The sequence below is a fragment of the Desulfitobacterium elongatum genome (genome assembly GCF_055378975.1).
Window position 1 is genome coordinate 540,863 of the sequence record NZ_AP038772.1, and the last position, 26,465, is coordinate 567,327.

The 26,465-nt window shown below is 43.8% G+C and carries 29 protein-coding genes; 17 read left to right on the forward strand and 12 right to left on the reverse strand.

Going from position 1 to position 26,465, the window contains the following annotated elements:
* Positions 1-19 precede the first annotated feature (19 nt).
* A complete protein-coding gene (locus tag ACZ42W_RS02390; protein WP_464168182.1) occupies positions 20-1,129 on the forward strand; it encodes a cell wall-binding repeat-containing protein in 1,110 nt (369 codons plus the stop codon).
* A 310-nt stretch (positions 1,130-1,439) separates the two neighbouring features.
* On the opposite strand, the gene ACZ42W_RS02395 is transcribed toward ACZ42W_RS02390, so the two are convergent.
* The gene (locus ACZ42W_RS02395; RefSeq protein ID WP_464168183.1) at positions 1,440-1,763 is read right to left on the reverse strand and encodes a CC/Se motif family (seleno)protein; all 324 of its coding nucleotides are present in this window, start codon (positions 1,761-1,763) and stop codon (positions 1,440-1,442) included.
* A 25-nt stretch (positions 1,764-1,788) separates the two neighbouring features.
* Entirely contained in the window at positions 1,789-3,114 is a 1,326-nt protein-coding gene (locus ACZ42W_RS02400) for a VanW family protein (protein ID WP_464168185.1), read from the reverse strand.
* A 422-nt stretch (positions 3,115-3,536) separates the two neighbouring features.
* On the opposite strand from ACZ42W_RS02400, the gene ACZ42W_RS02405 reads away from it, so the two are divergent.
* Positions 3,537-4,475 carry a hypothetical protein gene (locus ACZ42W_RS02405; RefSeq protein ID WP_464168187.1) on the forward strand — a complete coding sequence of 313 codons (939 nt, stop codon included), beginning with the start codon at positions 3,537-3,539 and terminating at the stop codon, positions 4,473-4,475.
* 138 nt (positions 4,476-4,613) lie between these two features.
* Here the strand turns inward: ACZ42W_RS02405 and ACZ42W_RS02410 are convergent, their stop codons facing one another.
* Both ACZ42W_RS02410 and ACZ42W_RS02415 read right to left on the reverse strand, forming a co-directional pair.
* Positions 4,614-5,180 (reverse strand): bactofilin family protein, encoded by a 567-nt coding sequence (locus tag ACZ42W_RS02410; protein ID WP_464168189.1) that lies wholly within the window; start codon positions 5,178-5,180, stop codon positions 4,614-4,616.
* A 3-nt stretch (positions 5,181-5,183) separates the two neighbouring features.
* Positions 5,184-6,095 carry a peptidoglycan DD-metalloendopeptidase family protein gene (locus ACZ42W_RS02415; protein ID WP_464168191.1) on the reverse strand — a complete coding sequence of 304 codons (912 nt, stop codon included), beginning with the start codon at positions 6,093-6,095 and terminating at the stop codon, positions 5,184-5,186.
* Between the two features lie 311 nt (positions 6,096-6,406).
* Here ACZ42W_RS02415 and ACZ42W_RS02420 point away from each other — a divergent pair, with 311 nt between their 5' ends.
* The 3 genes from ACZ42W_RS02420 (at position 6,407) to ACZ42W_RS02430 (ending at position 9,591) form a co-directional block, all read left to right on the forward strand.
* Positions 6,407-8,110: a LytS/YhcK type 5TM receptor domain-containing protein gene (locus tag ACZ42W_RS02420; RefSeq protein WP_464168193.1), complete on the forward strand. Its 1,704-nt coding sequence runs from the start codon at positions 6,407-6,409 to the stop codon at positions 8,108-8,110.
* A 28-nt stretch (positions 8,111-8,138) separates the two neighbouring features.
* Positions 8,139-9,200 (forward strand): HD domain-containing phosphohydrolase, encoded by a 1,062-nt coding sequence (locus tag ACZ42W_RS02425; RefSeq protein WP_464168195.1) that lies wholly within the window; start codon positions 8,139-8,141, stop codon positions 9,198-9,200.
* A 100-nt stretch (positions 9,201-9,300) separates the two neighbouring features.
* Positions 9,301-9,591: a GGDEF domain-containing protein gene (locus ACZ42W_RS02430; RefSeq protein WP_464168197.1), complete on the forward strand. Its 291-nt coding sequence runs from the start codon at positions 9,301-9,303 to the stop codon at positions 9,589-9,591.
* A gap of 160 nt (positions 9,592-9,751) precedes the next feature.
* On the opposite strand, the gene ACZ42W_RS02435 is transcribed toward ACZ42W_RS02430, so the two are convergent.
* Genes ACZ42W_RS02435 through ACZ42W_RS02450 form a run of 4 tightly spaced genes read right to left on the reverse strand, consistent with a single transcriptional unit; the run spans position 9,752 to position 12,285 of the window.
* Entirely contained in the window at positions 9,752-10,177 is a 426-nt protein-coding gene (locus ACZ42W_RS02435; protein WP_464168199.1) for a DUF350 domain-containing protein, read from the reverse strand.
* Between the two features lie 20 nt (positions 10,178-10,197).
* The gene (locus tag ACZ42W_RS02440; RefSeq protein WP_464168201.1) at positions 10,198-11,436 is read right to left on the reverse strand and encodes a glutathionylspermidine synthase family protein; all 1,239 of its coding nucleotides are present in this window, start codon (positions 11,434-11,436) and stop codon (positions 10,198-10,200) included.
* A gap of 5 nt (positions 11,437-11,441) precedes the next feature.
* Positions 11,442-11,792 (reverse strand): hypothetical protein, encoded by a 351-nt coding sequence (locus tag ACZ42W_RS02445; protein ID WP_464168203.1) that lies wholly within the window; start codon positions 11,790-11,792, stop codon positions 11,442-11,444.
* Positions 11,793-11,829: 37 nt separating this feature from the next.
* A complete protein-coding gene (locus ACZ42W_RS02450; protein WP_464168205.1) occupies positions 11,830-12,285 on the reverse strand; it encodes a hypothetical protein in 456 nt (151 codons plus the stop codon).
* A gap of 359 nt (positions 12,286-12,644) precedes the next feature.
* Here ACZ42W_RS02450 and ACZ42W_RS02455 point away from each other — a divergent pair, with 359 nt between their 5' ends.
* Genes ACZ42W_RS02455 through ACZ42W_RS02470 form a run of 4 tightly spaced genes read left to right on the forward strand, consistent with a single transcriptional unit; the run spans position 12,645 to position 17,271 of the window.
* Complete coding sequence (locus ACZ42W_RS02455) at positions 12,645-13,229, forward strand: NADH-quinone oxidoreductase subunit NuoE family protein (protein WP_464168207.1); 585 nt, start codon at positions 12,645-12,647, stop codon at positions 13,227-13,229.
* 4 nt (positions 13,230-13,233) lie between these two features.
* Complete coding sequence (locus ACZ42W_RS02460) at positions 13,234-13,590, forward strand: (2Fe-2S) ferredoxin domain-containing protein (RefSeq protein ID WP_464168209.1); 357 nt, start codon at positions 13,234-13,236, stop codon at positions 13,588-13,590.
* 15 nt (positions 13,591-13,605) lie between these two features.
* Positions 13,606-15,441, forward strand: coding sequence for an NADH-quinone oxidoreductase subunit NuoF (gene nuoF, locus ACZ42W_RS02465; protein WP_464168211.1), 1,836 nt, complete (start codon positions 13,606-13,608; stop codon positions 15,439-15,441).
* Between the two features lie 15 nt (positions 15,442-15,456).
* Positions 15,457-17,271, forward strand: coding sequence for an NADH-dependent [FeFe] hydrogenase, group A6 (locus tag ACZ42W_RS02470; protein ID WP_464168213.1), 1,815 nt, complete (start codon positions 15,457-15,459; stop codon positions 17,269-17,271).
* A 45-nt stretch (positions 17,272-17,316) separates the two neighbouring features.
* On the opposite strand, the gene cax is transcribed toward ACZ42W_RS02470, so the two are convergent.
* Positions 17,317-18,360 (reverse strand): calcium/proton exchanger, encoded by a 1,044-nt coding sequence (gene cax / locus ACZ42W_RS02475; protein WP_464168215.1) that lies wholly within the window; start codon positions 18,358-18,360, stop codon positions 17,317-17,319.
* A 243-nt stretch (positions 18,361-18,603) separates the two neighbouring features.
* Here cax and ACZ42W_RS02480 point away from each other — a divergent pair, with 243 nt between their 5' ends.
* Positions 18,604-18,996, forward strand: coding sequence for a hypothetical protein (locus tag ACZ42W_RS02480; RefSeq protein ID WP_464168217.1), 393 nt, complete (start codon positions 18,604-18,606; stop codon positions 18,994-18,996).
* A 28-nt stretch (positions 18,997-19,024) separates the two neighbouring features.
* On the opposite strand, the gene ACZ42W_RS02485 is transcribed toward ACZ42W_RS02480, so the two are convergent.
* Positions 19,025-19,543, reverse strand: coding sequence for an ImmA/IrrE family metallo-endopeptidase (locus ACZ42W_RS02485; protein WP_464168219.1), 519 nt, complete (start codon positions 19,541-19,543; stop codon positions 19,025-19,027).
* Positions 19,544-19,566: 23 nt separating this feature from the next.
* Entirely contained in the window at positions 19,567-19,962 is a 396-nt protein-coding gene (locus ACZ42W_RS02490) for a helix-turn-helix domain-containing protein (protein WP_464168221.1), read from the reverse strand.
* 152 nt (positions 19,963-20,114) lie between these two features.
* Between ACZ42W_RS02490 and ACZ42W_RS02495 the strand changes: the two genes are divergently transcribed.
* The 5 genes from ACZ42W_RS02495 to ACZ42W_RS02515 all read left to right on the forward strand — a co-directional run bounded on the left by ACZ42W_RS02495 (position 20,115) and on the right by ACZ42W_RS02515 (position 21,921).
* The gene (locus tag ACZ42W_RS02495; RefSeq protein WP_464168223.1) at positions 20,115-20,381 is read left to right on the forward strand and encodes a helix-turn-helix transcriptional regulator; all 267 of its coding nucleotides are present in this window, start codon (positions 20,115-20,117) and stop codon (positions 20,379-20,381) included.
* Between the two features lie 126 nt (positions 20,382-20,507).
* Positions 20,508-20,933, forward strand: a complete 426-nt coding sequence (locus ACZ42W_RS02500; protein ID WP_464168224.1) for a DUF1492 domain-containing protein — start codon at positions 20,508-20,510, stop codon at positions 20,931-20,933.
* Positions 20,934-21,104: 171 nt separating this feature from the next.
* On the forward strand, positions 21,105-21,329 hold the full coding sequence (locus tag ACZ42W_RS02505) for a DUF1659 domain-containing protein (protein ID WP_464168226.1): 225 nt from the start codon (positions 21,105-21,107) through the stop codon (positions 21,327-21,329).
* Positions 21,330-21,382: 53 nt separating this feature from the next.
* Complete coding sequence (locus ACZ42W_RS02510; RefSeq protein ID WP_464168228.1) at positions 21,383-21,622, forward strand: DUF2922 domain-containing protein; 240 nt, start codon at positions 21,383-21,385, stop codon at positions 21,620-21,622.
* 104 nt (positions 21,623-21,726) lie between these two features.
* Positions 21,727-21,921, forward strand: coding sequence for a YvrJ family protein (locus tag ACZ42W_RS02515; protein WP_464168230.1), 195 nt, complete (start codon positions 21,727-21,729; stop codon positions 21,919-21,921).
* 177 nt (positions 21,922-22,098) lie between these two features.
* Here the strand turns inward: ACZ42W_RS02515 and ACZ42W_RS02520 are convergent, their stop codons facing one another.
* The gene (locus tag ACZ42W_RS02520; protein ID WP_464168231.1) at positions 22,099-22,578 is read right to left on the reverse strand and encodes a cytochrome c3 family protein; all 480 of its coding nucleotides are present in this window, start codon (positions 22,576-22,578) and stop codon (positions 22,099-22,101) included.
* A 467-nt stretch (positions 22,579-23,045) separates the two neighbouring features.
* On the opposite strand from ACZ42W_RS02520, the gene ACZ42W_RS02525 reads away from it, so the two are divergent.
* The gene (locus tag ACZ42W_RS02525; protein ID WP_464168233.1) at positions 23,046-24,770 is read left to right on the forward strand and encodes an FAD-dependent oxidoreductase; all 1,725 of its coding nucleotides are present in this window, start codon (positions 23,046-23,048) and stop codon (positions 24,768-24,770) included.
* Between the two features lie 150 nt (positions 24,771-24,920).
* Complete coding sequence (locus ACZ42W_RS02530; RefSeq protein WP_464168235.1) at positions 24,921-26,465, forward strand: FAD-dependent oxidoreductase; 1,545 nt, start codon at positions 24,921-24,923, stop codon at positions 26,463-26,465.

Here is a 26,465-nt window from a genome sequence, read left to right on the forward strand (position 1 = left end):
TTTCGAAGGAGAGAGTTGTATGAGAAAAATTCTAACGGGTATAGTAACGATCAGTTTATCGGTCAGCTTATTTTTAAGTCTTCCAGCAAATGTGATGGGAGCGGGCGTAATTCAAATGAATACGGCGGTTGAACGCTTATCAGGTCTCGATCGGTATGAAACGGCGACTCGAATCGCGGATGAACTAGCCGAGCAACATGGAATTTCATTCTCTACTGGAGGTAAGTTCGAGAATGTTGTACTTGCCTCGGGAAATAACTATCCTGACGCGTTGGCTGGAGCACCACTTGCTAATCAAGAAGATGCACCTATCTTACTCTTGGATAGCACTCCAGAAGCCAGTTCGAAGACACTTGAGTATATTAAAGCGCATGTAAAGCTTTCAGGAGAAGTCTACCTTTTAGGGGGAACGGGGGTCATTCCCTTGAGCTTCACCGAGGCGTTGAAGGATGCGGGCTTTGCTCCGGAGAAAATTCATCAGCTCGGGGGTCAAAATCGAAATGAAACGTCTCTTATCATCGCCGAGAAAGTCTCCAACCCACTTAATGAAGTCGTTCTCGTGAGTGATTCCAACTTCTATGATGCACTTACAATTGCCTCTGCTGCAACTTCAGATGCAGGTCCCATTCTTTTGGTTTCTGATTCAGGATTGACGACCGAGCAGAAGGCATTCTGTGACCGACAAAAGACGGTCGTTGCGCTCGGAGAAATTGTGAAAAATATCGGGAGTATTTATTCGAGAGCTTTAGGAGTTGCTGGAGCGAATCGTTATGATTCAAATGCGCTGTGGAGCATACAGTTAAAAAACAAACCGTTTATCTTTTTAGCCACGGGGGAGGATTACCCTGATGCGTTGGCTGGAGCAGTTCTTGCGGGTTCATTAGGGTCGGCTCCTATCTATTTAACGAAACCTAACGAACTTCCTCTAGAAATCGAGGCGGCACTGAACATTGCATCTTATTATAATAAACAAGCTCAAACTCTAACAAATGAGCACGGTCAGACCGTGAGCATTCCACCGGTTGTCTATCCTAAACTCTATGTATTAGGTGGTCAGGGGGCAGTGTACACGGAGATCGTAAACAAGGCCGAAGAAATTTTGAACGGGCCTGGATTTTCTCTGAAATAAGCTTAGAATTCAACATATTTGCAAAAGAAATCTGATTGCCCTCCTGGGTGGTCAGATTTCTTTTTAACTCATTAGTGGACCACTGGATAAATCTTAGTACAAGAAAACCCGATCACTTAAAATTAGTGATCGGGATGCTTGTTTGTCGATTATGGGTAAGTTTAAGGACATTTCGAAAAATGACTAGCAATTGTCTTGGAGTTTATTTCTTGAAGGTAATTGGGGGTGGAACACTCGTTGTTTCAAGTTCCAATGAAGTTCGCGTGGAATCCATCGGAACTACAAGCTTAAGTCATGTACGCGCTTCTTGTCAGCCCCTTATGAATCTAACTTCCCAGTCCGCAATCTTAAGCAACTTGATGAATCCAAATCCCTGGATATCAATAGTAACTTGAGGCCTGAGTGGCAGCCCCTTCGAATAATATATGCTCAATCCATCTTTCTCTATCACGTGATACCGTTCAGGCTTCATTGGCCTCCCTTTGCGCACATCAGGCGGAGCGACGACGGGGATACAACATGAACTGATATCTATCTCATCAATCGTGATGTCCTTATCATTATTTTTCTCTAGATACTCTAGAGCTCGAGGTGTTATGACAATATTAACTCCAGTGTGAATGGTTTGATCCATGTAAATAGCCTCCTCCAAGTGTATTTTATGGACCAATGGCAATAATATGCGGCATGGGTTTATAATTGCTTTTGCCGAGTTCTTCGGTTTTAATAATCGTCCCATTGAGTTTAACCGTTCGAAAGGCCGACACGATATATCCCGGTTGCCCCATTTGCTTGACAACGTGTTCACCCTTTGCGAGTGAACTATCTTGGATCGTTTGTTCAGTGGGAGGAATTACGGACTCTATCTTACTGGAAATCTGGACTACCTGTCCCGGTTTAACTTTTCCATAAAGCTCGATGGTCAATGCATTCTTGACGACTTTCGAACGGATGAGAAGATAACCTCCGGTATCATTGTTGAGCTTTAAATCCAAGTCAGGATAAGCAACAGTTGCATCTTGTCCTAAGGGCGCGTAGGATATGGCTAACTCATGATTCGAACGTTCCTTTACGCTTAAATTAGCTAGAAGACCTACATTATAAAGCGTACTGGAAACCTGACAGATACCGCCGCCTAGTCCAGGAACAAATTCTCCGTTTACAATAACATAAGCGTCTTGATAACCCTTCTCCCCGGTTCTTTGACCGACAATACCGTTAAAAGAAATCGTTTCTCCAGGTTGTATAACTGCTCCATCCAGAGCCTTGGCTGCGATACGGACATTCTCACTGCGTTCTAGGAGTGAAGCGTCAAATTTGGTGGTGTAACTTGCTAGCAAACCATCGATTTTCTTGGTCTCCAGATCTGCAGCTGTGACGGAAGGCTTTACTTCTTTAAGATTCACTTTGATGGAGTCGGGACTTTGGAAGATTTTACTTTTTTTAACCTGAGTAACCAAAGGTTCGATTTCAGTAGTTTGACCCAGCGTTTCACTCTGAATCTGCATCCGATTCTGTTCATTGACATGAAACGATGCATCAATCGGTGCTTTATTATATTTGGCTAAGTTCGCAGTAAACGTATCTGTAAGTTTTTTGTCATCCCAAGTCGGAACGAGGTCAAAGTGTACCTCATCTGAATCATTCATTTTACTTTTGGCTTTATCAAAAATTGAGCCTTTTCTGCCAAGGTCATAAGCCTCATTTAAGGGTGCTTCAATGTCTATATGAGTTTCCAGGCTTTCAAGAGAGAGCTCAATCACTTCTCCATTAACGTCTAACTTGACGGACTGAGTCAACCACTTTTTTACTTCTTCGTTGATCCTTTCTTGAGCCTGGTCTTTTGTTAATTCACCCACTTCGATACCCGAGATAATCACGCCTTTGTTAAACAAATGATCATCTCGCGTATATAGTTTAAGCGCGATAGCTGAGGTAATAATGATTCCTAGAAGTGTTAATAATACAATTTTCGTGATTTTCAACGATGTTTCCCCCAAAAAGCTGATGTTTTGTATTTAAACAAATAATTCAACATACAAAACTAATTTCCTCTATTCGGTGAATAAATCAAGATGACAGTTTCTCCCATGTCCTGAGGAATTGCCGGAATACACGATAAACGCTAGTTCCCGTTTTAAAAGGGAAACAATAGCGCACGGGGGAGGAGGGTTATATTCTCTGGTTTCATCGAGAAGGGTGGAATCTTCCGCCGATAAGGAGAAACATTCGTAGAACAGGAGGGGATTACGCATTTTTGAGGAGCTAATCGCTAATATTGCTATTTGGAGTGTGCTACTGTCAGTAAAGTGCGGAATAAGGTCAAGGTAAACCCTACAAAAGTATAAATGCTATGCGAAGTACTTTATGAGAGGCAATGGTCCAAATAGAAAGGGAGGTATAACAGTTGAAAAAGCTTATCTCAAGTATGCTCGCTGTTGCTTTGGTTACCCTCTTAGTGCTCCCATCAGCCGTCCTGGCCAAACAGGTTGAGGATGCGGAAAAGAGTAAGAATAATGGGAAGGAAAAAGGTTACCAGAGCAGCCAGATGAATGCAAAGTGGAGTCGGTTTGATGTCGAACTCCAAGGGACTGATGGAAGTGGGAAAATAATCAAGATTATTGATGACAACCCTGTCTTCGATTATGAAGTAGCTAGTGGAAACGAAGGTTTAGCAAATGGAGATTCTGTTGTAATCAACGTGCGTAATCGTGGGGGAAATATTGTTAAACAACTTAGGTATACTATAGATGGTCTAGAAGATGTAGTAAAAGAAACGGAGCCTGTGTATCTACATTCTACAAGCCTGGATTTAGATGAAACGTTTGGAGCGGTTAGGTTCTTGAATTTCAATAACCTGGCGGGGACTGCAGAAGTTTATTTGACGGATGATCAAGAAAAGCTAAGCACAACAAATCGTACACATATCGACTTCTACCGTGGGACCACAATTGACGATGAAACCCCCTATGGAGATTGGGAAGAGCGGAATAAGGTGCGCTTCGGGTATGATTCAGATGAGGGGGAGGTTTGGGTCGAACTGAATGCGGAATATGAGTATCGGGCAGAGTATGATACTATCCAAGATGCGGATTTTGATACTATCCAGTTTATGCTTCTCAATCGTCAGTCAGGTTCAGACGTTAGACTTGAGAATATCAAGGTTAATGGGAAGAAAATCAGTGATACAGTTTTAATCGGAAATTCTACTTGGCCTAAGTGGAATCTCGAGGGAGATATTCAAAATGCTCATGGGAACTTCGTCGTAGAAGCTGAGCTCGTGATTACAGGGAATCAACCGAGCAATGAGTATAATAAGGTAGAAATTATGTTTGGCAAAAAGTAGTAATAATAGAGAGATAGGAAGATAGTAGAATAAGGTAGAAACAAAGAGATAAGGTACTCCACATGAAGAGAACCTCGCTTTCACTTTTTAGGTGATGCGAGGTTCTCAGTTTTATAAGTTTCTATGGTTCTCTGATTTCTATCTCCGCTTTGATCTCGAAGGTTTTACGGCCCCATTTGTCTTGGTGTGTGACGCGATATTTGTAATGGTAGGATCCGAAGTCTCGCAATCGGCTTCTTCTAAAAGCCCTTCGGTTGTTTCTTCTGCGCCAACGGCAACACGATCAACGCTACTTTCCGCAACACTCACGAATGCACTTTCTTCCACAGCATCCCCTAAAAGCCGACTTGAGCCGATAAACTGAGCCCCTTGGTCGATTTTCAGCTGTTGAGTATAGATATTCCCGTATAAGCGAGCACTCGAACACAGCTCGAGGCTTTCTCTTGCGGTGATATCCCCACGGACCTCTCCGGATATGCTAATCGTATTGGCTTGGATCGTTGCCTTAATCACAGCACTTGGGCCAATCACCAGATCACCGGTTAAAGTGACCACTCCTTCAATCTGCCCATCAATTCGAGCATTCCCTTTGAGGGTGATGTTTCCTGTGAATTCACTTTCTGCAGCGATGTAGGTTGTCTCTCCCCCTCCTGACTGGAATGCACTTGCTAAACTTTTCGGACTCGATGAATTTTTACCCCACATGCTTCATTGCTCCTTCGTAAAATCTGTAAATTGGAGTGGATCTATCGATTTACCATGATCACGGGCTCCATAATGAAGATGGGAGCCTGTACTACGACCAGAGTTCCCGCTATAGGCGATGAGGTCACCTTTTTGAACGGTGTCTCCCACTTTGACGAGCAAGCTTGAATTATGACCATAGAAGGTTTCGATTCCTGATCCATGGTCGATTTCAACCTTTCGCCCGTAAACCGCATCCCAACCCGCAAAGGTGATTACTCCCGCTGCTGTCGCATGAACCTCGGTACCATAATCACAGGCAAAATCAACTCCGTTATGAAATTCACTCGTCCAGCCTCCAAAGGGATTGCGGCGGTAACCGAAGGTAGAGGCGATTTCATGTTCCCCGTTAAGGGGGAGGATGCTCGGGGTATGGTTGATTTGATCTTCCTTTTGTAGGGCTAAGTTGTAATACTGTTCTAATAGAGTACGTTGCTTAGAAATTTGCCCCGGATCACTAGTAAGCGTCGAAGAGGATTGTTGGACACCCCCCCGGCTTAGTTGTGAGGAAGTCGTAGATGTAGGCGTAGTGGATGAAGTCGGAGTATTAACTTTCAGGATGGACGTGAGTTTCAATTCAAGGTCGCGAATCGATGAAAGATCTTGAGCCATTTGCAAGGATTCTTCTTTGAGCTCTTCGATCTTTTGATCTTTTTCCTGATTGGCTAACTTAAGCTGATTCACAGATTGTAATTCAGCATTCTTGATTTGGAGAGTATGAGACAAATAAAGATTGTAGGAAAATAGGCCAACGATAAGGACCCCAAGGGTCAAGACACCGGAAACTAGAATGCGTTTACCCTCAAGTGAGAATTGAAATTGCCGAGTTGGCTTATGATTGGGGGGGATAATTAAGAAGGTATATCTATCTTTCATGCCACTCCTCCTGAAATGAAAGACACAAAGGTATAAACTTTGTGTCTCTTCCTGCTGTCGAATATATGCTATGTGTAGAATATATGGCATTGGAAAGCTTGTCAACGCTTTAATAAGAAAAAAGCACTACAGTCAAACGGAGAGAGGACTAACCTTTTTGTTCTTTTTGTTACAAAATCGGGTTTTATTCGAGAAAAATCTACCAAATATTTATTGGAAATGCTATAATTAGAAACAATTGGGATTAAGAATGATTTCTATTAACGATTGATTAAGCAAGTTGAAAACTCTATGTAGGGGTGAGATAACAAATGTATGTAGAAATTATGATGGAAATCATCAAAAATGCCGCTTTGTTACTTGCCCTAAGCATAGTCTATGAAATAAGCTACCTTATTCCTACAAAACGAAAGAGACTAGCCCAAGTTATTAAGGGGAGTTTAATCGGATTAATAGGAGTAGCGGTAATGACTCTGCCTTTTAGATTTTCGGCGGACGTTATTTTTGACACTCGCTCGATTCTAATCGGAGTAACTGCCTTAACCTTTGGGCCCCTTCCAACGGTGATCGCCGCTAGTATGATAAGTATATACCGGATAATTATCGGAGGCGGAGCAAGCGTATTTGCTGGTGTGGCGGTTACAGTTTCCTGTGCTGTTATAGGATTATTGTGGCGTCATTTCATGTTGAATAAGAGTCATTATCGTTGGTTAAATATCTATTTATTTGGCATCTGCATTCATGTGGTCATGCTCTTATGTATGTTTATACTCCCGTGGCCTTTGTCAGAGCAGGTGTTGGAAGCGATTAGTTTACCTGTCCTACTTATATATCCGGTGGCTACTGTTTTATTATGTCTCCTTCTTCTCCAGCAGAAAGAACGTAAGGAGGCATTAATCCAAATTGTTGTCGCTGAAGAGCGCTATAAGAGCTTATTTGATAATAATCATGCTACGATGTTGCTTATTGATCCAGATAACGGAGATATTATCGATGCAAATCTTGCCGCTAGCCAATTCTATGGATGGCCGATTCAAAAGATAAGGTCAATGAAAATCTCGCAAATCAACACCTTGACCCCCGAAGAGGTCAAAGTTGAGATGAAGAAATCAGCGGACAAAAGACGCAGCCATTTTCAATTTAAACATAGGATAGCTACGGGGCAGGTTATTGACGTCGAGGTTTTCAGTGGCCCTATCCCGCTCGATGGCCGAACGATGATCTACTCGATCGTTCACGATATCAGAGAGCGTGTAGCCTCAGAGAATGCCCTGCGAGAGGTTGAAGCCCAACTTCGGCAGCAGCAAAAGCTAGAAGCTATCGGAACTTTGGCTGGAGGTGTAGCGCATGAGATCAATAACCCAATCTATGGGATTATCAACTATGCACAACTCATTCTTGACTCCATAGATCACAATACCCAGAATGCTGAATATGCCAAAGAAATAATCCATGAATCTGAGAGAGTATCCACGATAGTAAAAAACCTATTACAGTTTTCACGTCAAGAAAAACAATCCCATAGCTATGCTAAGATTGAAGATATCATTGACCAGACGCTCTCATTAATAAGGACAATTATCCGAAAAGATCAAATCACATTGGATATCGATCTAGAACAGGAATTGCCAGAAATAAAATGCCGAAGCCAGCAAATACAGCAGATCATCATGAATTTATTAATCAATGCTAAAGATGCTTTGAATGAGAGATATCCGAAATATCACGAAGATAAAATAATTCGCATCGCCTGTAACCAGTTCACGCTTGATCATCAACCTTGGCTTCGCATTACCATCGAAGATCATGGAAATGGGATCCCTGTGGAAGTGCAAGAAAAGATATTTGAACCTTTTTTCTCAACTAAACCTAAAGATAAAGGAACGGGTTTGGGCTTATCCATAAGTTTTGGAATTGTTAAAGATCATCATGGGAGGCTTACTCTAGATACGAAGCAAGGCTCATATACTCGGATGTATCTGGACTTACCAGTAGATAACGGCTGGGTCATTTAAGGATTTCTTTCAGTTTAGGAGGGGTTACATGAGTAGAATTTTGGTCATAGATGACGAAAAGAGTATTCGCATCACTTTATGCGAATTCTTACGAATGGAAGGCTATCAAGCAGATTTTGCAGTGAACTCAAAGGAAGCGTATCAAAAGTTACAGGAAAAGGATTTCGATGTAGTTATTACAGATATCATCATGCCTCGCGAATCTGGGATTGATTTACTCAGCAAAATACGAGAACGATCTCAGACGATTCAAGTGATTGTTATGACTGGGGAACCAACGGTGGATACCGCTATCAACGCGATACGAAGAGGCGCGAATGATTATCTCACGAAGCCCATTAACAAGGCAACCTTACTGCAAACCGTCCATAAAGCGGCACAGCTTAAAGCACTTTATGATGAAAAGGCTCAACTCGAAAAGCAAAACATGCTCTATCAAAAAAATCTTGAAGAACGTGTTGAAAGTAGAACTCATGCCCTCCAGAGTGCCATGCAAAGTATAATTAACCTTCTATCTTCAGTGGTGGATCTTCGAGACCCCTATACAGCAGGCCATCAACGCAGTGTCGGAAATTTGGCTGCAGCAATTGCTAAGAAGATGAATCTCGAACGTGAAACGCTCGACTTACTCAGGATCATCGGGTATATCCATGATATCGGCAAAATTGTAATACCCGCTGAAATATTATCGAAGCCTGGGAAACTAAGTCATCTCGAGATGGAAATGATACGAAACCATCCCTTAAGTGGATATGAGATGCTTCAAAAAGTTGCACTTCCAGAGCCCGTCGCAGAAGTGGTCTATCAACATCACGAACGCTTGAACGGGAGTGGTTATCCAAGAGCACTCAAGGCTGAAGAAATTTCACTGGAAGCCCAGATTATAATCGTTGCTGATGTAGTAGAAGCAATGATGTCCCATCGCCCCTATCGGCCAGCTCTCGGGATTAAAGCAGCACTCTCTGAAATTAAGGAAAATGCAGGGAAACTCTATCAACCCGAGGTTGTTCTTGCCTGCAGCGAGCTGTTCGAAAAGGATGGCTATGTCATCGATAACGTAGAACACCAATTCACTTTCTCGCTGGCCTAGAACTCCATCTAATGTAAGACACTTTTTACGAGAGGAGCAAAGATGGGATCAGTATGGCCATGAATGCGGAGATTATGTTTTAAAGTGCTTGTCAGACTTTATGAAGTCAAAAATAAGGGAGCGGGATATACTTTCCCGATGGGGCGGTGAGGAGTTTTTGCTTCTTATCACTGATACGGATTTTGAAGGCGCAGTCATTGTGGCTGAGAAACTTCGAAGCGGAATTGAAGCTTTAGAAATAACGTATAAGGAAATAACCCTGAGAGTAACCATTACGTTTGGAGTCGCGGAGTATAGTCAAGAAGAGGATATAGAGGGGACAATTAAAAGAGCTGACAAAGCTCTGTATAAGGGTAAAAGTCAAGGCAAAAATTGTGTGGTTAGTTCATGAGATAGAATAACCCGTAGATATAAAGAGAGTCGATTTGCCTTAGGGGCGAATCGGCTCTCGGATTATTGTTTGTTTACTTATCTAGCTATTAGAATCTGAACAAAAATAAATTTAGAAACACTTTGAACATTATGGGACTAATCGAACGCCTGCCAAGTTATTAATAGCTAATCAATGCTGCCATTAAAATGGCACTTGAAAGGGAGAGGCAAAAGGAGAAGATGCCTACGCCAATATTACCTGCGGGGATTTCCTTGCGGACGGATACTCCTGGGGAGAGCAACTCAAATAGCCAGTAAACAGCAATAAAAAATAGAATAGCCGTGATTCCCCAAACCACAAGATCCCAGAGACCGCTAGCATGGTAAATCGCAGATCCAAGGACAATGGCTAAGCCAATGATCTTACCACCTAAATCAAAAGATATGGCCTTTGATGCGGCAACTTTTTTAACATCATGCAACTCGTCACCCTCGAAAAGCAATTTAAATTCTGGGTAGGGTGTTGTTTTAGTGAATAGGAAAATACCTATTAGAACCAGGGGCAGTGTTACTGCCAAATAAGCAAGAAAGTTTAACAATAACATGAACATATCTCCTTTTCCCATTACTTATAACCAACAGGCAAAAAATACGAAAGATTGCCGGTAATTAGTTCGCCAACTCTTAACCCGATTCCCGAAGCTTGACCTCCGATTAGAAAGGATCCCCACAGCGCTTTTCCTTTATAGAGACCTGAAAGGGTCTCTATCTCTATATCTTCTAAGTCAACCATCTCCTGATAGACCATAGGCTGTTCCCAATAATTCGCTTCGTTATCCTGAGCGATCAGGTCTCCATTCTTTGAGAAAAGGCGGATTGCACCTCCTTCCCTCCCAAAAAGTGGCTTGCTGACATGCGGCCGTTTATCGAGAAATCGGTTCTCAAGATAAGTAGGCAGCATATATTTTTCAATCACTTCATGTTCCTCAGGTTCGAAAAATTCCCCTGCTTCATGCAGATTCCAGATCAAGGCCTGAACCGCTTTACTTTGCGCGAGAAAGGCAGAAGGGGGATTGATGAGAGCTAGTTTCTTTCGCGAGACTAAATCGAGAACATGGGCACCGGTGGGGTATTGATCGACTTCATCTTTTTCCTCCGCTAATTTCTCTAAGGCATGAAGTCGATACCAAATATCGATGGGAGTATACAGACCTTCTTGATTGCAATAACACAATCGATCCTCATAAACTCTTAACTCTTCTAAAGGGACAAACTTGGCATTGAGCCCAGACTGGTGCAGGAGGTACTCTGTTGTTCCTCGATCCTCCTCGTGCCAACCGAGGGAACTAAATACGATGGTTTCCGTGGGATAACCCAATTCAATATATTTCTTGACAATGTCTTGAAAAGCCTGAGTAAGGTGTGCTTCCATTCCGGCATTAGGGTTTTGAGAATGATAATACGTACAGGCTCGCGCATTCACATAAAAGGCTTCGACCACACTGGTCGGCGTATCCGAATTGAACTCCAACATCTTAAGCCCTTGCTTCGTCTGGGCAAAGTCAAAACGACCAATGCTAGTGACGATATGCTGAAACACAGGAACTCTAATTGTAGGCCAAGCTTCGGGAGGAATCCCTAGCATGTCTAAGACTTCTTCATTAGCTTGTTGCAGGATGTTAATAACTTTGGTATAAAGATTTCCGAGCTTGGTCGTAGCATAAGCGATTTCTTCTCGGAACTCACGGGTTATGGAATGCATACTGGCAAGGGCGTATTCTTGTTGATACATCGTTTGCCAGCCAAAAACCTCTTTAATGGACCCATAGAGTTCAACCGATTTTTCTTGATAACTTTTAGCCATGAAGCTTAACCTCCGATAGAGCCACCGCTTGAGCCAAGTCCGCCTTTGGCACCGCTCGAAATACCACTATTGGGTATAGTTCCTTGAGTTCCACCCGGTTGGATGTCGGTATTAGGACGGATTGCCGAACCAGGATTGTTCGTGATACCGGCGCCTCTTCCCCCAAAACCCCCAAAGAAAGGCATGAAGAAAGGAAAGAACCCACCGCCTGACCGTTGCTCCTGGACTACTTCGACAGGATTTCCGTTTTCATCATAGGTGGTTGTGGTTCTAGGTTGAGTCGCGCTACATCCTACGAGACTCACAGCCAAGGCGGAAGATAAAAATACGCTCATGAGTTTTTTACTTTTGTCCATTAAAATTGCTCCTCTATCCTTTCGTTAATCTCAGTAACTATGATTTAGACGGAGTAACATAGATGACATACCTTTTGCTATCTTCATCAATTTCAGTCGACGTTTTTTCATATTCCAGTCCACTCATCGTCAGATAGTTTGCTTGAAGGTGTAAGATGAGATCCATATAGTCTGTGAATTGAAGGGAGGTTAGTAAAGGATACTCGCTTGTGTGCTCTAAATATTCCCGAATTTCGACTAAAATATGACCCTGGTGAACGGCAGGGTAGTTTTTCGCGGTCTCGTCTACGCTTCTCTGAACATAGATAACATAAAGTAATAAGGGTTCAAGGGCTGTGGACGTCTTTTCATACACTATCCCATCTTTAATAAAGTAGTCACATTGGAAACGAACGGATATCTCCTCACGAGAAATCTTCTCGTAATGGTAGAGTGTGGGATACCCTTTAGATTTGTCGAGCAAGCGGTATTCTAGTCTATACAGAATAAGCACTTCCTTTTTTAAGTCTTTACTAGGACCAAAGGCTTCTATAACACATTATACCATTAATTTGAACTATAGTTCCTTAAAAGACAAGTATGTACAGCATACTTAACCACCTTTTAAAAACAGTATTATCAATGCCCACTTCTATTGACACCCTTTCTCCCCCCTGTACGTCAGATCTCTTTCTCTTTTGAACTATACAGGGTTTTTTAGTAGAAGTGGCTCACTTTTTTCCTGGCGTTTTAGGCGTTTTATTTATTGTTGGCTCCACTTTTATTATAGCGTTTATATGCTTAGAGTCTCGTGGATAAAACATCGTCAAATGGTTTAAGCTAACTCAGAATTTTTGAGTAGCGGAGGCAACTATGCGAAACGAAAGGGTAAGCATCAAACAGCCATCGGAGGGGCTGAGAGGTTTTGAACCTGAAATTCAGGAGAGGCCTGAGGGGAATTCCAGTTGTGATACGCCGAAGGAACAGGACCCACTTTATCGGAAACTGGATGAATTTATCGACAGCGTTTCAGATGAGGATGGGGTGCTCATCCGCGTACTTCACTATGCCCAAAACGTATTTGGCTATCTACCGAGGGAAGTTCAAATCCATATCGGTAAACGTCTGGGGAAATCCTTAGCTGAAGTATATGGTGTCGTTAGCTTTTATCATTACTTTGTGACGGAGCCGAAAGCGGAATATACGATTGAGGTTTGTATGGGAACCGCCTGTTATGTTAAGGGAGCTGCAAGCATCATTTCTGAATTAGAGAAAGAACTGGGTATCAAAGTCGGTCAAATGACCGAGGATCAAAGATTTGGACTTAAGGTTTCACGCTGTATCGGAGCCTGTGGTTTGGCACCGGTTATGGTTATTGGGGAGGATATTCACGGTCGATTGACCCCGGCGATGATTCCGGAAATCCTCAAACGCTATGCAAAGTCCAAGGAGGCTTAGAATAATGGATTCAATATCTCAACTCGAAGAGATTCGTACACGGGTACTGAATATCCCGAAGGGCCGGATACTCATTGGAATGGGGGTGTGCGGGATTGCAGCGGGTGCGCGGAATACCTTACAAGCGAGCCAGGAGGAACTGGTCAACCGACGGTTGGAAGAATGGGAGATTGTGCAAACGGGTTGCCTGGGAATCTGTGACCGGGAGCCCTTAATGATCGTGGAAAAACCGGGTGAACCACGGGTCATTTATTATGGGGTGGATGAGGATCGGGCAAGACAGATTGTGGTTAATCATATCGTCAATAACACGATCGTTGGAAACTGGGTATTACCCGAAGATCAGGCTATTTATTCATAGTAAGAGGTGAGCGTAGTGCACTATCGCCATCATGTGCTCGTGTGTCAAGGAACAGGTTGCCTTTCCAGCGGGAGCATCGGAGTGTTAAGGAGTCTGGAAAAGGAAATTAAAGCAAAGGGCTTGGCTGAACAAGTCAAGGTTGTCAAGTCAGGCTGCTTTGGGTTTTGTATGCAAGGGCCGGTTATGATCGTTTATCCGGAGGGGGTCTTCTATACGAAGGTCACTTCGGAAGATATCCCAGAAATCGTTGAAAAGCATCTTAGAGGGGGTAAAACCGTTGACCGGTTACTCTTCCGCGATCCAGTAACTGAGCAACCGATTGAAGAATTTGAGGATATACTTTTCTTCAAGGGACAAAAGAGGATTGTCTTAAAACATTGTGGATCGATTAATCCGGAAAATATCGAAGAATACATAGCCCAAGATGGATATTTTGCACTTGCAAAAGCCTTAACGGAAATGTCTCCGGAATCCGTCATCGAGGAAGTGAAAAAATCCGGTTTAAGGGGACGCGGGGGTGGAGGGTTTCCAACGGGACGTAAATGGGAATTTGCCCAGAAGGCTCAAGGGAAACCCAAATATGTTGTTTGTAACGCTGATGAAGGGGACCCAGGAGCTTTCATGGATCGGAGTATTCTGGAAGGGGACCCTCATGCAGTCATCGAGGCGATGTGTATCGCAGGTTATGCCATTGGATCGAATCAGGGGTACATTTACGTCAGGGCGGAGTACCCTGTGGCCATTAAACGCTTAGAGATAGCAATTCAGCAAGCGAGGGAAAAGGGGCTGCTCGGTAAAAGGTTATTTGGTACGGAGTTCTATTTTGATCTCGATATCCGACTCGGTGCGGGAGCTTTTGTCTGCGGAGAAGAAACTTCCTTAATCCGTTCCATCCAGGGTTTAAGAGGGGAACCACGCCCCCGTCCACCTTTTCCGGCAGTCGAGGGACTCTGGGGAAGACCAACCTTGATTAATAATGTAGAAACCTTAGCTAACATTCCTCAAATCCTTCGCAAGGGCGGTGACTGGTTCGCTTCAATTGGAACAGAACGTAGTAAGGGGACCAAAGTATTTGCTCTTGCTGGTAAAATTCATAATACCGGATTAATCGAGGTACCCATGGGGACCACTCTGAGGGAAGTCATCTATACCTTAGGTGGAGGAATCCCGGAGGGTAAAAAATTCAAGGCTGCTCAGACAGGGGGGCCCTCTGGCGGATGCCTAACTGAAGAACACTTAGATATTTCCTTGGAGTATGACTCCTTACTTAACGTCGGTTCTATGATGGGATCGGGTGGGCTCATTGTCCTGGATGAAGACAGCTGTATGGTCGATGTCGCGCGCTTCTACATAGATTTTATGCGGGATGAGTCGTGTGGCAAGTGTACTCCTTGTCGGATCGGAACGAAAAGGATGTTGGAAATCCTCAACCGAATCACGGAAGGGAAGGGAACAGAAAAGGACCTGATAGATCTAGAGGATCTAGCAAAAGTAATTCAAGAAAATTCCCTTTGCGGGCTGGGCGTATCCGCTCCCAACCCCGTACTGTCTACCTTGCGATACTTCAGAAAGGAATACGAAGCGCATATCTATGATAAGCATTGCCCGGCGGGGGTGTGCCAGGCTTTACTTTCTTATCGTATAGACCCCGAGCTCTGTAAATCCTGTGGATTATGCCGCAAGGAATGCCCAACCGGTGCCATTAAGGGAGCCCCAAAGCAGAAGCATTTTATCGAGTCCGAGGCGTGTGCTCGATGTGGGGTTTGCTTGACGAAGTGCCCCTTTAAAGCAATCTCCAAGGGATCAGACACCCGAATTCATCTAGATCACTCTCACTCTGCTGCCCACTAAGGAGGAAGAAAGAGTATGGTTCATTTGACCATTGATGATAGGCCGACCGAGGTGGAGGAAGGGACCACAGTGATTGAGGCGGCTCAGGAATTAGGGATCGATATCCCAACGTTATGCTATTTAAAAGAAGTCAACGTCATAGCTTCCTGTCGAATTTGTCAGGTCGAGCTCGAGGGGCATCACAACTTGATTGCTGCGTGTTCCTTAACGGCAGCGGAGGGTATGGTAATCCGAACACATACCCCCCGAGTTTTGCACGCTCGGAAAAAGGTACTCGAGCTTCTCTTATCTGATCATCCGTTTGATTGTCTGACCTGTTTCCGAAATGGAAATTGTGAATTGCAAACCCTAGCTCGTGAGATGAATGTTCATGGTTTGCAATGGGAGGGGGAACGAGGTGTTTTCGCCGTCGATGATCTCTCTCCCTCCTTAGTGCGTGAACCGAGCAAGTGTATCCGCTGTCGCCGCTGTGTAACCGTCTGTCGGGATGTTCTCACGGTAAGCATCTATGATATGCTCCATCGTGGCTTTGATTCCGTGGCCGGCCCTGCCTATAATGATAGTGTCCAGGATACTCCCTGCATTACCTGTGGACAGTGTGTACTCGTCTGTCCAACAGCTGCACTTCATGAGAAGGATGATACCGATAAAGTGTGGAGAGCCCTGCAAGACCCTGAGTTGCATGTCGTGATTCAGACGGCTCCCTCGATTCGAGTGAGTTTAGGGGAAGAATTCGGAATGCCTCAAGGAGAGCTTGTCGCCGGGAAAATGGTTTCGGCGCTCCGTCGATTAGGGTTCAATAAGGTGTTTGATGATTGCTTTGGAGCCGATGTCTGTATCATGGAAGAGGGGCATGAGCTCTTAGCTCGTTTGGAGGGTCATGGAGGACCCTTGCCGCAGTTCACCTCCTGTTGTCCCGGCTGGGTTAAATTCTGTGAGAACTTTTATCCTGAACTGATTCCTCACTTGTCTTCAACGAAGAGCCCCCAGCAGATTTTTGGTGCTTTAGTTAAGACCTATTATGCGAAGCAGGCAGGGATTCCAGCGAAGAAGATTTTTAGTGTCTCGGTCATGCCGTGTATTGCCAAAAAGTTTGAAGCGGCGAGACCGGAGCATCGAGATAGTGGTCAACAGGATGTGGACGTGGTACTTACTACGAGGGAATTGGCTCGAATGATCCGCATGAGTGGAATGAACTTCGCAGATCTCCCAGATGAGGAATTTGACCAACCGATGGGGTATTCGAGTGGGGCAGGGGTCATATTCGGTGCTTCAGGTGGAGTCATGGAGGCAGCCCTACGTACTTTGAGTGAGAAGGTTAACGGCTCTGAACTTTCCGATGAGGAACTGGAAAAAATCCGCTCCTTCAATGAACTAAGGGAGGCGGAATATCAACTAGGGGACCGGACGCTTCGTGTGGCCGTGGCCAGGAATATCGGGGAAGCGCGTAAGCTTTGTGACAGGGTTCGGAATAAGAAGGCCGAATACGACTTTATCGAAATCATGGCGTGCCCGGGAGCCTGCGTCGGTGGAGGGGGACAACCCATCTACTCAAACCTTGATAAATGGAGTCTACAGATTGATCTTCGTAAATCCAGAGCGAGAGGCTTGTTCCAAGCGGATCAACAGAAAGAGTATCGGAAATCCCATGAGAACCCCTATGTGCTTAAGCTCTACGAAGAATTCCTCGGCGAGCCGAACAGTGAAAAGGCGCATGAGCTCTTACATACGGGGCATAAGGCGCGACCGCTCTATACCTGTGAAGGAACCTATGCGGGAGATAAGGTGGATCATCGGCATTACCGAGAAGAACAGGGGTATGTTCATTAGGAAAAAAAGGAGTCAACACAAGAAAAGTGTTGACTCCATTTTTGATCAAAGAACGAAAAATGAAACTGCCATGATTAAGTACACTGCGAGAAGCTGAACCCCTTCCAACCAATTGGACTCACCATCATTAGCTACTCTGTTAGCAATGAGAACCGCAAATACAAGGGCGATCAGTTCGAACTCATTAAATACGATACTCATGGGTGTGAATAGCAAGCTGAGGAAAATTAAAACGGGTGTCACGAAAAGAATAATCTGTAAGCTTGAACCAAGAGCGATTTCAACGGCTATATCCATTTTATTTTTGTAAGCCATTACGATGGCTGTACTATGTTCTGCTGCATTACCAATGATGGGTATCAGAATGATTCCGACAAAGAATTCACTAAGTCCAATAGCCTTCGTCATCGGATCGACAGCACTAACAAAAAACTCACTCTCTAAACCAATAAGTACCGTTGTTACTATTAAAACAAAAATTGCCTTTTTAAGAGACCATTTGGGAGTGCTCTCCTCCTCGTGATCAACTGAATAAATATCCTTATGAGTATGAAAGGAAAAGAATAGGCTCAATAGATAAATGCTGAACATAATAACCGCTACGATAACACTTAGTCCTTCGTACTGGGTATTAAGAAACTCAGTAGGTACCGTATGTGTAAAAATGGCCGGGACGGTTAAACCAATGACAGCAAACAACAACATGCTTGAAGTCACTTCAACCGCCTGTTTATTGAACGACTGCGATTTATATTTGATTCCCCCTAAGAGCATGCTGGCACCCAACACCAATAATATATTGCCGATTACCGAACCAGCAATTGACGCTTTGACTACATCAAAAAGCCCTGCCTTCAAGGCGAAAAAAGCAATGATGAGCTCCGTAGCATTACCAAATGTAGCATTAAGAAATCCCCCGATGCGAGGTCCGGAGTAAAAGGTGATTTCCTCCGTTGCTTCACCCATTAGCCCAGCCAAGGGGATAATCGCTAATGCAGATAGAACAAACATTACTGTACCTGACAGGTGGATAAACTCTCCGAGGATACTTATTGGAACAAAAATAAGTAAAAGTCTCAAAAATTTCATTTACGATCCCACTCCTATCTATTAATACCCTTTTTGATTTACATAAACTAGGTGATCAATAAGCAAGTACCCTTCTTTTTAAGTTCTATAATAACATACATGACTACTTATAAGTAATTTACTCGACTCGCGGTTCCCGCTCGGTAGGGGTCGTAAATGAAGTATGGTCTAATAATCTTTCTGGTATAGCCCTTGACGTCTATGAATAAGTTTTAGAAAGCAAAATTAATCTAAGGGGGAGTTATGGTTAAGTGCCTTTTAAACGTAATCCTTGGAGCGCTTGGAGTTGCTATCTTGCTTTCATGTTCTACGATGTATAGCTTGGCCTGTATAGTATTGGGATGGGCCCCCGATCTATCCCTTAAAACCTGGGCATATATCACTATTGGACTAAGTGCTGCTATTTTAGTTGCAAGCTTTAGTCTATGGCGATTCACTCAATTTAAAGAAGGGATTCACGGCTGGATTCTCATTCCGGGATTATTCCTTGGCAAACTATGGGTAAACTCGGTGGATGAGATATCCTTTTTGAACTTTGTCATCGGATCTTTGTATATAGGACTGGTCTTGATTGTTTTGGTATGTCTTGAAATCGGCCGGAGTTGGTATATGGATCGAATGACTGAGAAGTCTTAGGGTGGAAAGCGTGTTAATTCCCTAGTAATTAGGAACGTGAATTTTGTTCACCCAAATACGTAGAACTGGGGAGATAAGGGATGTTAAGGTTATACCCTTGTCTGTTCAGAATGGTTCCTTTGATTAGGGCTAATTCTTCATGGACATTTAATTCCGCAGCAATTTGCGCAGAAGTGAACTTCATATTGGCGCAGTCCAAAAAGTCGCCGTCATCGATAAGCAGCTGTGCAGCAAATAGGTTTGCCTCGAGTTCACAAAGATCGGCGACGTTAAATATATGATAATCCTTCATTAGACCGAGCTTAGCCTGCCTGCGGTGCAGTCGATCATGGCCTAATTCATGGGAACAGGTGATGTTCTGTTCAATTTCATTTAAGCGAGAGTTAATAACAATAAAACGATTGCGGTAGGTATAGTTATAAAACCCCTTGAGTTGCGAGAATTCTCCGTACTTCACGGTGATGTTGAGATGATTGGCAATCTCAAAAGGGTTTCGTGTCTTATATTGCTCTACTAACGCATCTGCTTTTTTGATGATGTGGTCCATACGGTTCCCCCATCCGGCAAGTTCTATTTATTGCGCCCGTATTTTTTGTTATTTTGCTTCGCTTCGAAGTACATTTCGGAGACCATTCGGAAAAACTCATCCCGATCTTCCTCCGGTAATTCGCCCCCAGCAAAGAGAGCTTGAACATTATTCAATACTTCCTTGGCTTGTTGACTTCCAGTATAACCGAATTGCTCGACAGATTTTTGTACAAAGGCTCCATCCTTGCCGACAAGTGAATCAATGGACACCTTAAACACTTCAGAGAGTTTCTGGAGTGTTTCTGGCTTTTTAGGGAAGCGTACATTGGCTTCGTAATAGCCAACCACACGATCGGACACGCCAATTCGCTTTCCAAGTTCGGCCTGGGTTAAACCTGCATCCTCGCGCATCTTTCTAAGTCTCTCACCGAACAACATATTCGTTCACCTCCGTCTGAATCTAATGGAATTATAACAAAACGTTCGGTTAACGTCAATAATACGAACAAAAATATCGATTGACGACAATGAAAATATTCGCTAGAATAGGCACAGAACGAAATGTTCAAAATTTAAGGAGGTGCGAGAATATGAAAAACCAAGGTTTTAAAGCATTGAGGCTGCATCGCGGGTACACCCAAGAGGGGTTAGGATTGGAACTGAGAATAGCGGGGGATTATGTCAACATGATCGAAAATGGCCGTCGAACACCCAGCTTTGCCTTAGCGAAGAGGATTGCTGATTTCTTCGGGGTAACGGTGGATGAGCTATTTTTTTACCCTGATTACGAACAAAACATTCAGAATTACTCATATATCGATAAAACTGTTCGAATAAAGGGCGATAGTGACAAATGATAGGAGGCCGTAGGTGAGATAATCGGCCTTGAATAGCAAAAGCTGAAGGAGGCCCTGTCCATGTGAGAAAGCATGGAGGACTGACAGGGAGTGACTCGAGTTCGGGAGAAGGAGGAGGGAGTAGCGATGAAGGCTAAAGATTATTTATCACAGGCTTTTCGGTTGGACCAGAGAATCAGTAGTAAATTAGAGCAGGTCGCATGCTTGAAGGATCTGGGGAAGAAAGCGACTGCAAGCACTCAAGGGAGGTGTGTCGGCGGGATACAGCAGTACAGCCCGATGGAGAATGCAATCGTGAAGATGGTCGATCTGGAAGAGGAGATCAATGCAGATATAGACAGGCTTGTGAAGCTGAAACGCGAGATTATGGGGGTGATTAACTCCGTCGAGCAGCCAGAGTATCATCTTTTATTGGAACTTAGATACCTGAGTTATAGGACCTGGGAAGATATCGCTGAACGGATGAATTATAGTTATCGTCAGGTTCATAGGTTACATGCTCAGGCGCTAAATAGTTTAGAACAGGGCATACCCTGTCATAGTATGTCCTAAGCAAAGGTGATAATCTAAGTATAGAACAGATGTTCTCGGGCAGGGGAGCATGTTCACACACTCTTCCTGCCCGGAGATGCGTGAATACCCCTTGTCCAAAGCAGTCGGCAGGCCCGGCTGCTTTTTTTAATGGGAGAACGTCTGTGGATATCAAGAAAGGAGGTGTTGAAGATGGCCGTAACCTCAACCGCTAAAGACTCGGTATTGGTCGTAAGTTATCAGGTGGGTCTGAACGAATTAGGCGCTCCTATCGTGCGCCAACGGAGTTTTCCTAATGTCTTGGTCGCTGCCTTAGACCAGGATGTCTATGACGTCGCAGCTGCACTCTATGCTTTGCAGGATTATCCTCTAACCGGCGTGCGCCGCGACAATCGATTCGACCTCGTGTCAGAGTAAGAACGTTTCCTTGAGTTTAAAAGGAAGGACCTTTGAGGAAAGGAGGGAATAGAATGGCAACAACGACTAGAAAAGTCTTGAGAATGACCTTCAATACCGCTCTTGGTGGAACAGTAAGTCTCACCTTGCCAGAGCCGAAAGTAGGTATCACCACGGCAGAGATTGAAGCCGTAATGGATCAGATTATTGCTAAGAATATCTTCTTAGGTTCCGGTGGAGCGATGATTTCGAAGAGCGATATCAAAATTGTGAATACTACAACGGACGACCTTTATGATGCTCCTATCGCGTAAGCGAGAAGGACGAGTGAGTTCTAAAGGAGGTTGGTGGAGGCGTAGAGGAAACTCTATCGCCTCCTGATCGTAAGAGGGTAAAAAAGAAGGAAGGGGGTTAAGGCATGGAAGAAATTTTAAAACTGGTCGGGAATTTTGGCTTTCCCATCGTGGTCAGCGCTTATCTATTAGTGCGGATCGAAGGGAAACTCAATGAACTTTCAACAAGTATTATGGAGCTTGCAAAAGCCATAGCCGTCCTAGAAGTACGAAAGTCTCCGGTGGAGACTTTCGCCGAAGCAGCTTACACCAAAAGATAGCCTAACGGCGTAGGATGAGGAGAGGTCAAATAGATGGATTGGCACTTGAAGAGCGGGTGAGTCTATAGTAGAAAGAAAGAAGGCTTAGAAATGCCCCATGGGGCATTTCTAAGCCTTCTTTCTTATGATCAAAGCGTCGAGCTTATGCACGGCTAAGGATATGGGGGCTACGGCAACTTATAATAAAGCCTTTTTATTAACTTCTTTAACCCAACCGTCATCCAGTTCGTTTATCCAGTCAAAGGTGTGGCATTCCAAGCAGCTAGGGGTCGATTGTTTATGTACTTGATGACAAGTAAGACAATCTTGTTCTCCATTGTGGTTATCATGAGGATTCCCATGTGAGAAATTTGTTGCAGTCTTAATTTTTTCGCGAGTATGGCATTTCAAGCATGACTCCTGAGAAGAGACACTATCACTCTTTCCACCGGTTAATTTCTTAAAGCCAATTCCGAGTTGATCCTGTCCGTGACATTGCTCGCAAGATACACCCACATTATGATGTTTACTTGCTAAGAGATTACTACTATTATTCCATGTATTAACCTCTGTCTTCACGCTACCCTTTACTAGGGTAACTGACCCTACACCGATGATCACTAAAGCAACTATTAGTATCATGATGAGCTTTTTAGTAGTGGATAGTTTTTGGCCCATAACGCTATACCTCCATTTTTCTAGTACCCCTTAGAGATTGTTTTTTGTTCATTTACCACTGTCTTGAATATGACCCCCCCTTTGATGGCTTAGCCATAACATGACTAAATTCTACAATAACTTGTTCTTATATTCACTTGGAGGGAACTCTGAAACTTTTTCATATCATGCTCCAATTAACCTTTTACAAATTAAATATAAGGAACAAAAATCTAGTTCAAGAATCGAAAAGGGACAAATTATTATAAATTTCGACAAAATAATTCTAAATATGTTAGCGGTTATTCTTCTTTTAACTTTTGGAGTCGACTCCAATGCTGGAGTGGACTCTGATTTTACACAGAAATATTTGGAGTCTCATACACTCGTCTATTTCATTTTTCCATGGTACATTACAGACAAGCGTCACATTTCACAAGCTCATCTATAGTCGCACCACGCTATTAGGAAAGGAAGGGTAAAGATTTATGAGCTCTGAAGACAAATCAAAAAAGGGACTTTCGCGGAGGGATTTTTTCAAGGGTAGTGCATTTGCTGCTGTAGGAGTCGCTACGGGTGGCATCTTAGCCGGTTGTGGAACACCAGCCGCTCAGACTACGACTACACAGGCACCTGCTGCTGAATCTGGGGGTAAGAAATGGAGCTGGGAAACCAAACCGGCATCTATCCCCGCATCTGAAATTAAGAAAACAATTGATACTGATGTTCTTGTCATCGGCGCAGGACTTGCAGGTACCGTTGCAACCTTATCGGCCCACGAAGCTGGAGCCAAAGTTATTCTCATCGACAAAAACGAAACAACAGCTGCTCGAGGCGGACATATCACCGCTTTTAACAGTAAGCTTCAGCAAGAAATGGGCATCAAGGTTGACTACCGTCAAGTCGTTAGAAGGTGGATCTATTGGGCACAAGGTCGCTGCAAAGAGGAAATGCTCTGGCTTTTTGCTCACAAAAGTGGAGCCTGTTATGACTGGGTAATGGATATGGTGCAACCCCGAGGCTTGAAAAGTGCTCTATGGGACGGCTATTTTAAAGGACCGGATTATACCGAATATCCAGTGACCCACTTCTTTTATAAGGAAGGCACGAATTTCGTTTACACCAATGGTAATGTCGAAGGGGCTGGCAACGCTGTCCTGCTTCCCGAATTGGAATCCATCATTAAGGAAAAAGGGATTGAGATTCACTATAAAACTCCAGCAGTTCAATTAATTCGCGAAGGCACTGGTCCGGTCAAAGGGGTTATCGCGGGGACTAAAGGGAACTATACCCAGTATAATGCTAGTAAAGGGGTTATCATTGCTACTGGTGACTATGCTTCTGACAAAGAAATGAGAGAAAAATATGCTCCTTATTCTCTAAAAATGGATGCTCAGATCTATTTCCCGAATAAATGCAATACCGGGGATGCCCATAAAATGGCGATGTGGTCTGGCGGCGCCATGCAGAAAGTGGAGCCACATGCAGGTGTCATTCATTTAGAAGCCGGTGCCAACAGCTATGGTTTTCTCCATATTAACGGTTTAGGTAAACGCTACAAGAATGAAGACGTAAACACCCAGTCCAAGAGCGTCACCAAAGCCTATGAGCCAGGCGGGGTTGCCTGGACTATTTATGATGCCGATGGATTATCTGAAGTCAAACAACAAATTGATTCGGGTATTGCTGGAGGTTTGTTCTACGGGCAAACGTTCCAACGTATCGGTGCAAAGTACGATTTGGCAGCAGAGCAGCAAATTTTGGAAGGACAACTGAAAAGCGGCAAAGTCGTTACCGCTAATACACTAGAAGAGCTCGCACAAAAAATGAACGTTCCGGTGGACACCTTCTTGGCAACCGTCAAGCGCTATAATGAAGTCGTTACGGCCAAAAATGATGAAGACTTTGGTAAACGTGCTGAGTTATTGACTCCGATTTTGAAACCACCTTTCTATGCAGGGAAACTGCTCAGTACGATTCTGACGATGGTTGGGGGATTGCGCACCAACACAGGCTTAAATGTTTTAGATGAAAACGATCAACCGATTCAAAACTTGTTTGTCGCCGGATCTGCTGCAGGTGACTTCTTTGCAAATGACTATCCGACGATTTGCCCGGGTATCGGGCATGGTCGCTGTATCACCTTCGGCCGTTTGGCTGGACTGATTGCTGCCGGGAAATCGATAGATACGGTCCCTTCATTAAAGATGTAAGTAGTCGTCAAATATGTTCTTCCTAATCGTTTAAGGGAGCGTCCAGTAACTGACGCTCCCTTAATTTAAATGAACTATAAAATAGTTAAATTAGTCTGTTATGATATAATATTAATCATAACATTTGAATGTCATTGGGGATGATTATTAATGAAGAAAAACAAACTGAGTTGGGAGAAGCCACCTGCTCCTATCCCTAGCTCCGAAATTATAAACACTATCAATACTGATATTGTGGTCATCGGCGCAGGGCTTGCTGGAATGGTTACCGCCCTAGCGGCTCAGGAGGCTGGCGCTACTCCCATTTTAATCGAAAAGAACTGGACATTTTCTGCACGAGGCTACCATAATGCTGCTTTCGGCAGTAAACTGCAACAAAAATTAGGTGTTAATATAAATTATCGACAAGTCATCAAAGAGTGGATTAGATGGGCTCAGGGAAAACTTAATGAGGATTTGCTCTGGCTTTTCGCTCGTAAAAGTGGAGCCTGTATGGATTGGCTTACGGACATAGCCGAAGCAGGCGGTATGCAAGTCAGTCTTTGGGATGGCTATTATAAGGGACCTTATTATACAGAATATCCTGTGAGTCATATTTTTTATATCCCAGGAGACCCAGAGGATTCCTATAATTATGACCTAGTCAAAACCTTAGAAAAAACAGTAATAGATCGAGGAATAGCCCTTCATTATAACATGCCAGCTGTACGCTTGATTCGAGAGGGCGATGGGCCGGTTACGGGTGTTATTACTGGAAAGCCCGGTCACTATACTCAATACAATGCCAGTAAAGGAGTCATAATTACCACTGGGGATTATGCATCCAATCTAGAAATGCTAGAGCGATATAATCCTTCTGCCCTTAATGCTGATGCACAATACTATTTTCCTCAATCCTCAAATATGGGGGACGGTCACAAATTAGCCCTGTGGGTGGGTGGAGCCATGCAAAAAGTGGAACCCCATACAGCTGTGATTCATTTAGAGGCCGGAGCCATGAGCTATTTTTTTCTCCACGTTAACGCCAAAGGCAAGCGTTACATGAATGAAGACGTCAATGTCCAATCCAAAAGCTGTACGAAAGAGTATCAGCCAGGTGGAATTGCCTGGACTGTGTATGATGCGGATGGCCTAGCAAATGTGCAAAGAGTTTTATCTATGAAACAAAGTGGAGGTTTGTTCTGTGACCAGGTCACTCGATTAGCCGGTGAAGAATGGAACATGGAAACTGAGCAAGCTCTCTTAGAGGAGCATCTTAAAGCAGGTAAGGTTGTCTCGGCGGATACGCTCGAAGAGTTGGCTCGAAAAATGAGAGTTCCAGTTGATCAATTCAAGGCTACGATTGCCCGCTATAATGAACTGGCTAGCTTGAAGGATGATCCAGATTATGGAAAACGACCGGAGTTGTTGACCCCAATCATAAAACCCCCGTTTTATGCAGGTAGACTTTTGAGTACAATCTTGACAGCTTTAGGTGGCCTGCATACGAATGAAAATTGCGAGGTCTTAGATGAATTTAATAACCCTATAAAAAATCTATATGTAGCAGGATCTACAGCTGGAGACTTTTTTGCGAATGACTATCCAACCATTAGCCCTGGCATTGGTCATGGACGTTGTATTACTTTTGGCCGAATTGCAGGGACTATCGCTGCTGGAAAATCTGTTGATATCATACCATCAGCCCAAATTTAA

Excerpts from the sequence above, each read along its gene's own strand:
- ACZ42W_RS02420 (WP_464168193.1), top strand. The coding sequence starts at position 6,407 with ATGTATGTAGAAATTATGATGGAAATCATCAAAAATGCCGCTTTGTTA.
- ACZ42W_RS02470 (WP_464168213.1), top strand. The coding sequence starts at position 15,457 with ATGGTTCATTTGACCATTGATGATAGGCCGACCGAGGTGGAGGAAGGG.
- cax (WP_464168215.1), bottom strand. The coding sequence starts at position 18,360 with ATGAAATTTTTGAGACTTTTACTTATTTTTGTTCCAATAAGTATCCTC.
- ACZ42W_RS02505 (WP_464168226.1), top strand. The coding sequence starts at position 21,105 with ATGGCCGTAACCTCAACCGCTAAAGACTCGGTATTGGTCGTAAGTTAT.
- ACZ42W_RS02455 (WP_464168207.1), top strand. The coding sequence starts at position 12,645 with ATGCGAAACGAAAGGGTAAGCATCAAACAGCCATCGGAGGGGCTGAGA.
- ACZ42W_RS02415 (WP_464168191.1), bottom strand. The coding sequence starts at position 6,095 with ATGAAAGATAGATATACCTTCTTAATTATCCCCCCCAATCATAAGCCA.
- ACZ42W_RS02530 (WP_464168235.1), top strand. The coding sequence starts at position 24,921 with ATGAAGAAAAACAAACTGAGTTGGGAGAAGCCACCTGCTCCTATCCCT.
- ACZ42W_RS02500 (WP_464168224.1), top strand. The coding sequence starts at position 20,508 with ATGAAGGCTAAAGATTATTTATCACAGGCTTTTCGGTTGGACCAGAGA.
- ACZ42W_RS02435 (WP_464168199.1), bottom strand. The coding sequence starts at position 10,177 with ATGTTATTGTTAAACTTTCTTGCTTATTTGGCAGTAACACTGCCCCTG.
- ACZ42W_RS02460 (WP_464168209.1), top strand. The coding sequence starts at position 13,234 with ATGGATTCAATATCTCAACTCGAAGAGATTCGTACACGGGTACTGAAT.
- ACZ42W_RS02515 (WP_464168230.1), top strand. The coding sequence starts at position 21,727 with ATGGAAGAAATTTTAAAACTGGTCGGGAATTTTGGCTTTCCCATCGTG.
- ACZ42W_RS02395 (WP_464168183.1), bottom strand. The coding sequence starts at position 1,763 with ATGGATCAAACCATTCACACTGGAGTTAATATTGTCATAACACCTCGA.
- ACZ42W_RS02410 (WP_464168189.1), bottom strand. The coding sequence starts at position 5,180 with ATGTGGGGTAAAAATTCATCGAGTCCGAAAAGTTTAGCAAGTGCATTC.
- ACZ42W_RS02430 (WP_464168197.1), top strand. The coding sequence starts at position 9,301 with ATGAAGTCAAAAATAAGGGAGCGGGATATACTTTCCCGATGGGGCGGT.
- ACZ42W_RS02490 (WP_464168221.1), bottom strand. The coding sequence starts at position 19,962 with ATGTTGTTCGGTGAGAGACTTAGAAAGATGCGCGAGGATGCAGGTTTA.
- ACZ42W_RS02480 (WP_464168217.1), top strand. The coding sequence starts at position 18,604 with ATGGTTAAGTGCCTTTTAAACGTAATCCTTGGAGCGCTTGGAGTTGCT.
- ACZ42W_RS02485 (WP_464168219.1), bottom strand. The coding sequence starts at position 19,543 with ATGGACCACATCATCAAAAAAGCAGATGCGTTAGTAGAGCAATATAAG.
- ACZ42W_RS02440 (WP_464168201.1), bottom strand. The coding sequence starts at position 11,436 with ATGGCTAAAAGTTATCAAGAAAAATCGGTTGAACTCTATGGGTCCATT.
- ACZ42W_RS02425 (WP_464168195.1), top strand. The coding sequence starts at position 8,139 with ATGAGTAGAATTTTGGTCATAGATGACGAAAAGAGTATTCGCATCACT.
- ACZ42W_RS02445 (WP_464168203.1), bottom strand. The coding sequence starts at position 11,792 with ATGGACAAAAGTAAAAAACTCATGAGCGTATTTTTATCTTCCGCCTTG.
- ACZ42W_RS02390 (WP_464168182.1), top strand. The coding sequence starts at position 20 with ATGAGAAAAATTCTAACGGGTATAGTAACGATCAGTTTATCGGTCAGC.
- ACZ42W_RS02525 (WP_464168233.1), top strand. The coding sequence starts at position 23,046 with ATGAGCTCTGAAGACAAATCAAAAAAGGGACTTTCGCGGAGGGATTTT.
- ACZ42W_RS02510 (WP_464168228.1), top strand. The coding sequence starts at position 21,383 with ATGGCAACAACGACTAGAAAAGTCTTGAGAATGACCTTCAATACCGCT.
- ACZ42W_RS02495 (WP_464168223.1), top strand. The coding sequence starts at position 20,115 with ATGAAAAACCAAGGTTTTAAAGCATTGAGGCTGCATCGCGGGTACACC.
- ACZ42W_RS02520 (WP_464168231.1), bottom strand. The coding sequence starts at position 22,578 with ATGGGCCAAAAACTATCCACTACTAAAAAGCTCATCATGATACTAATA.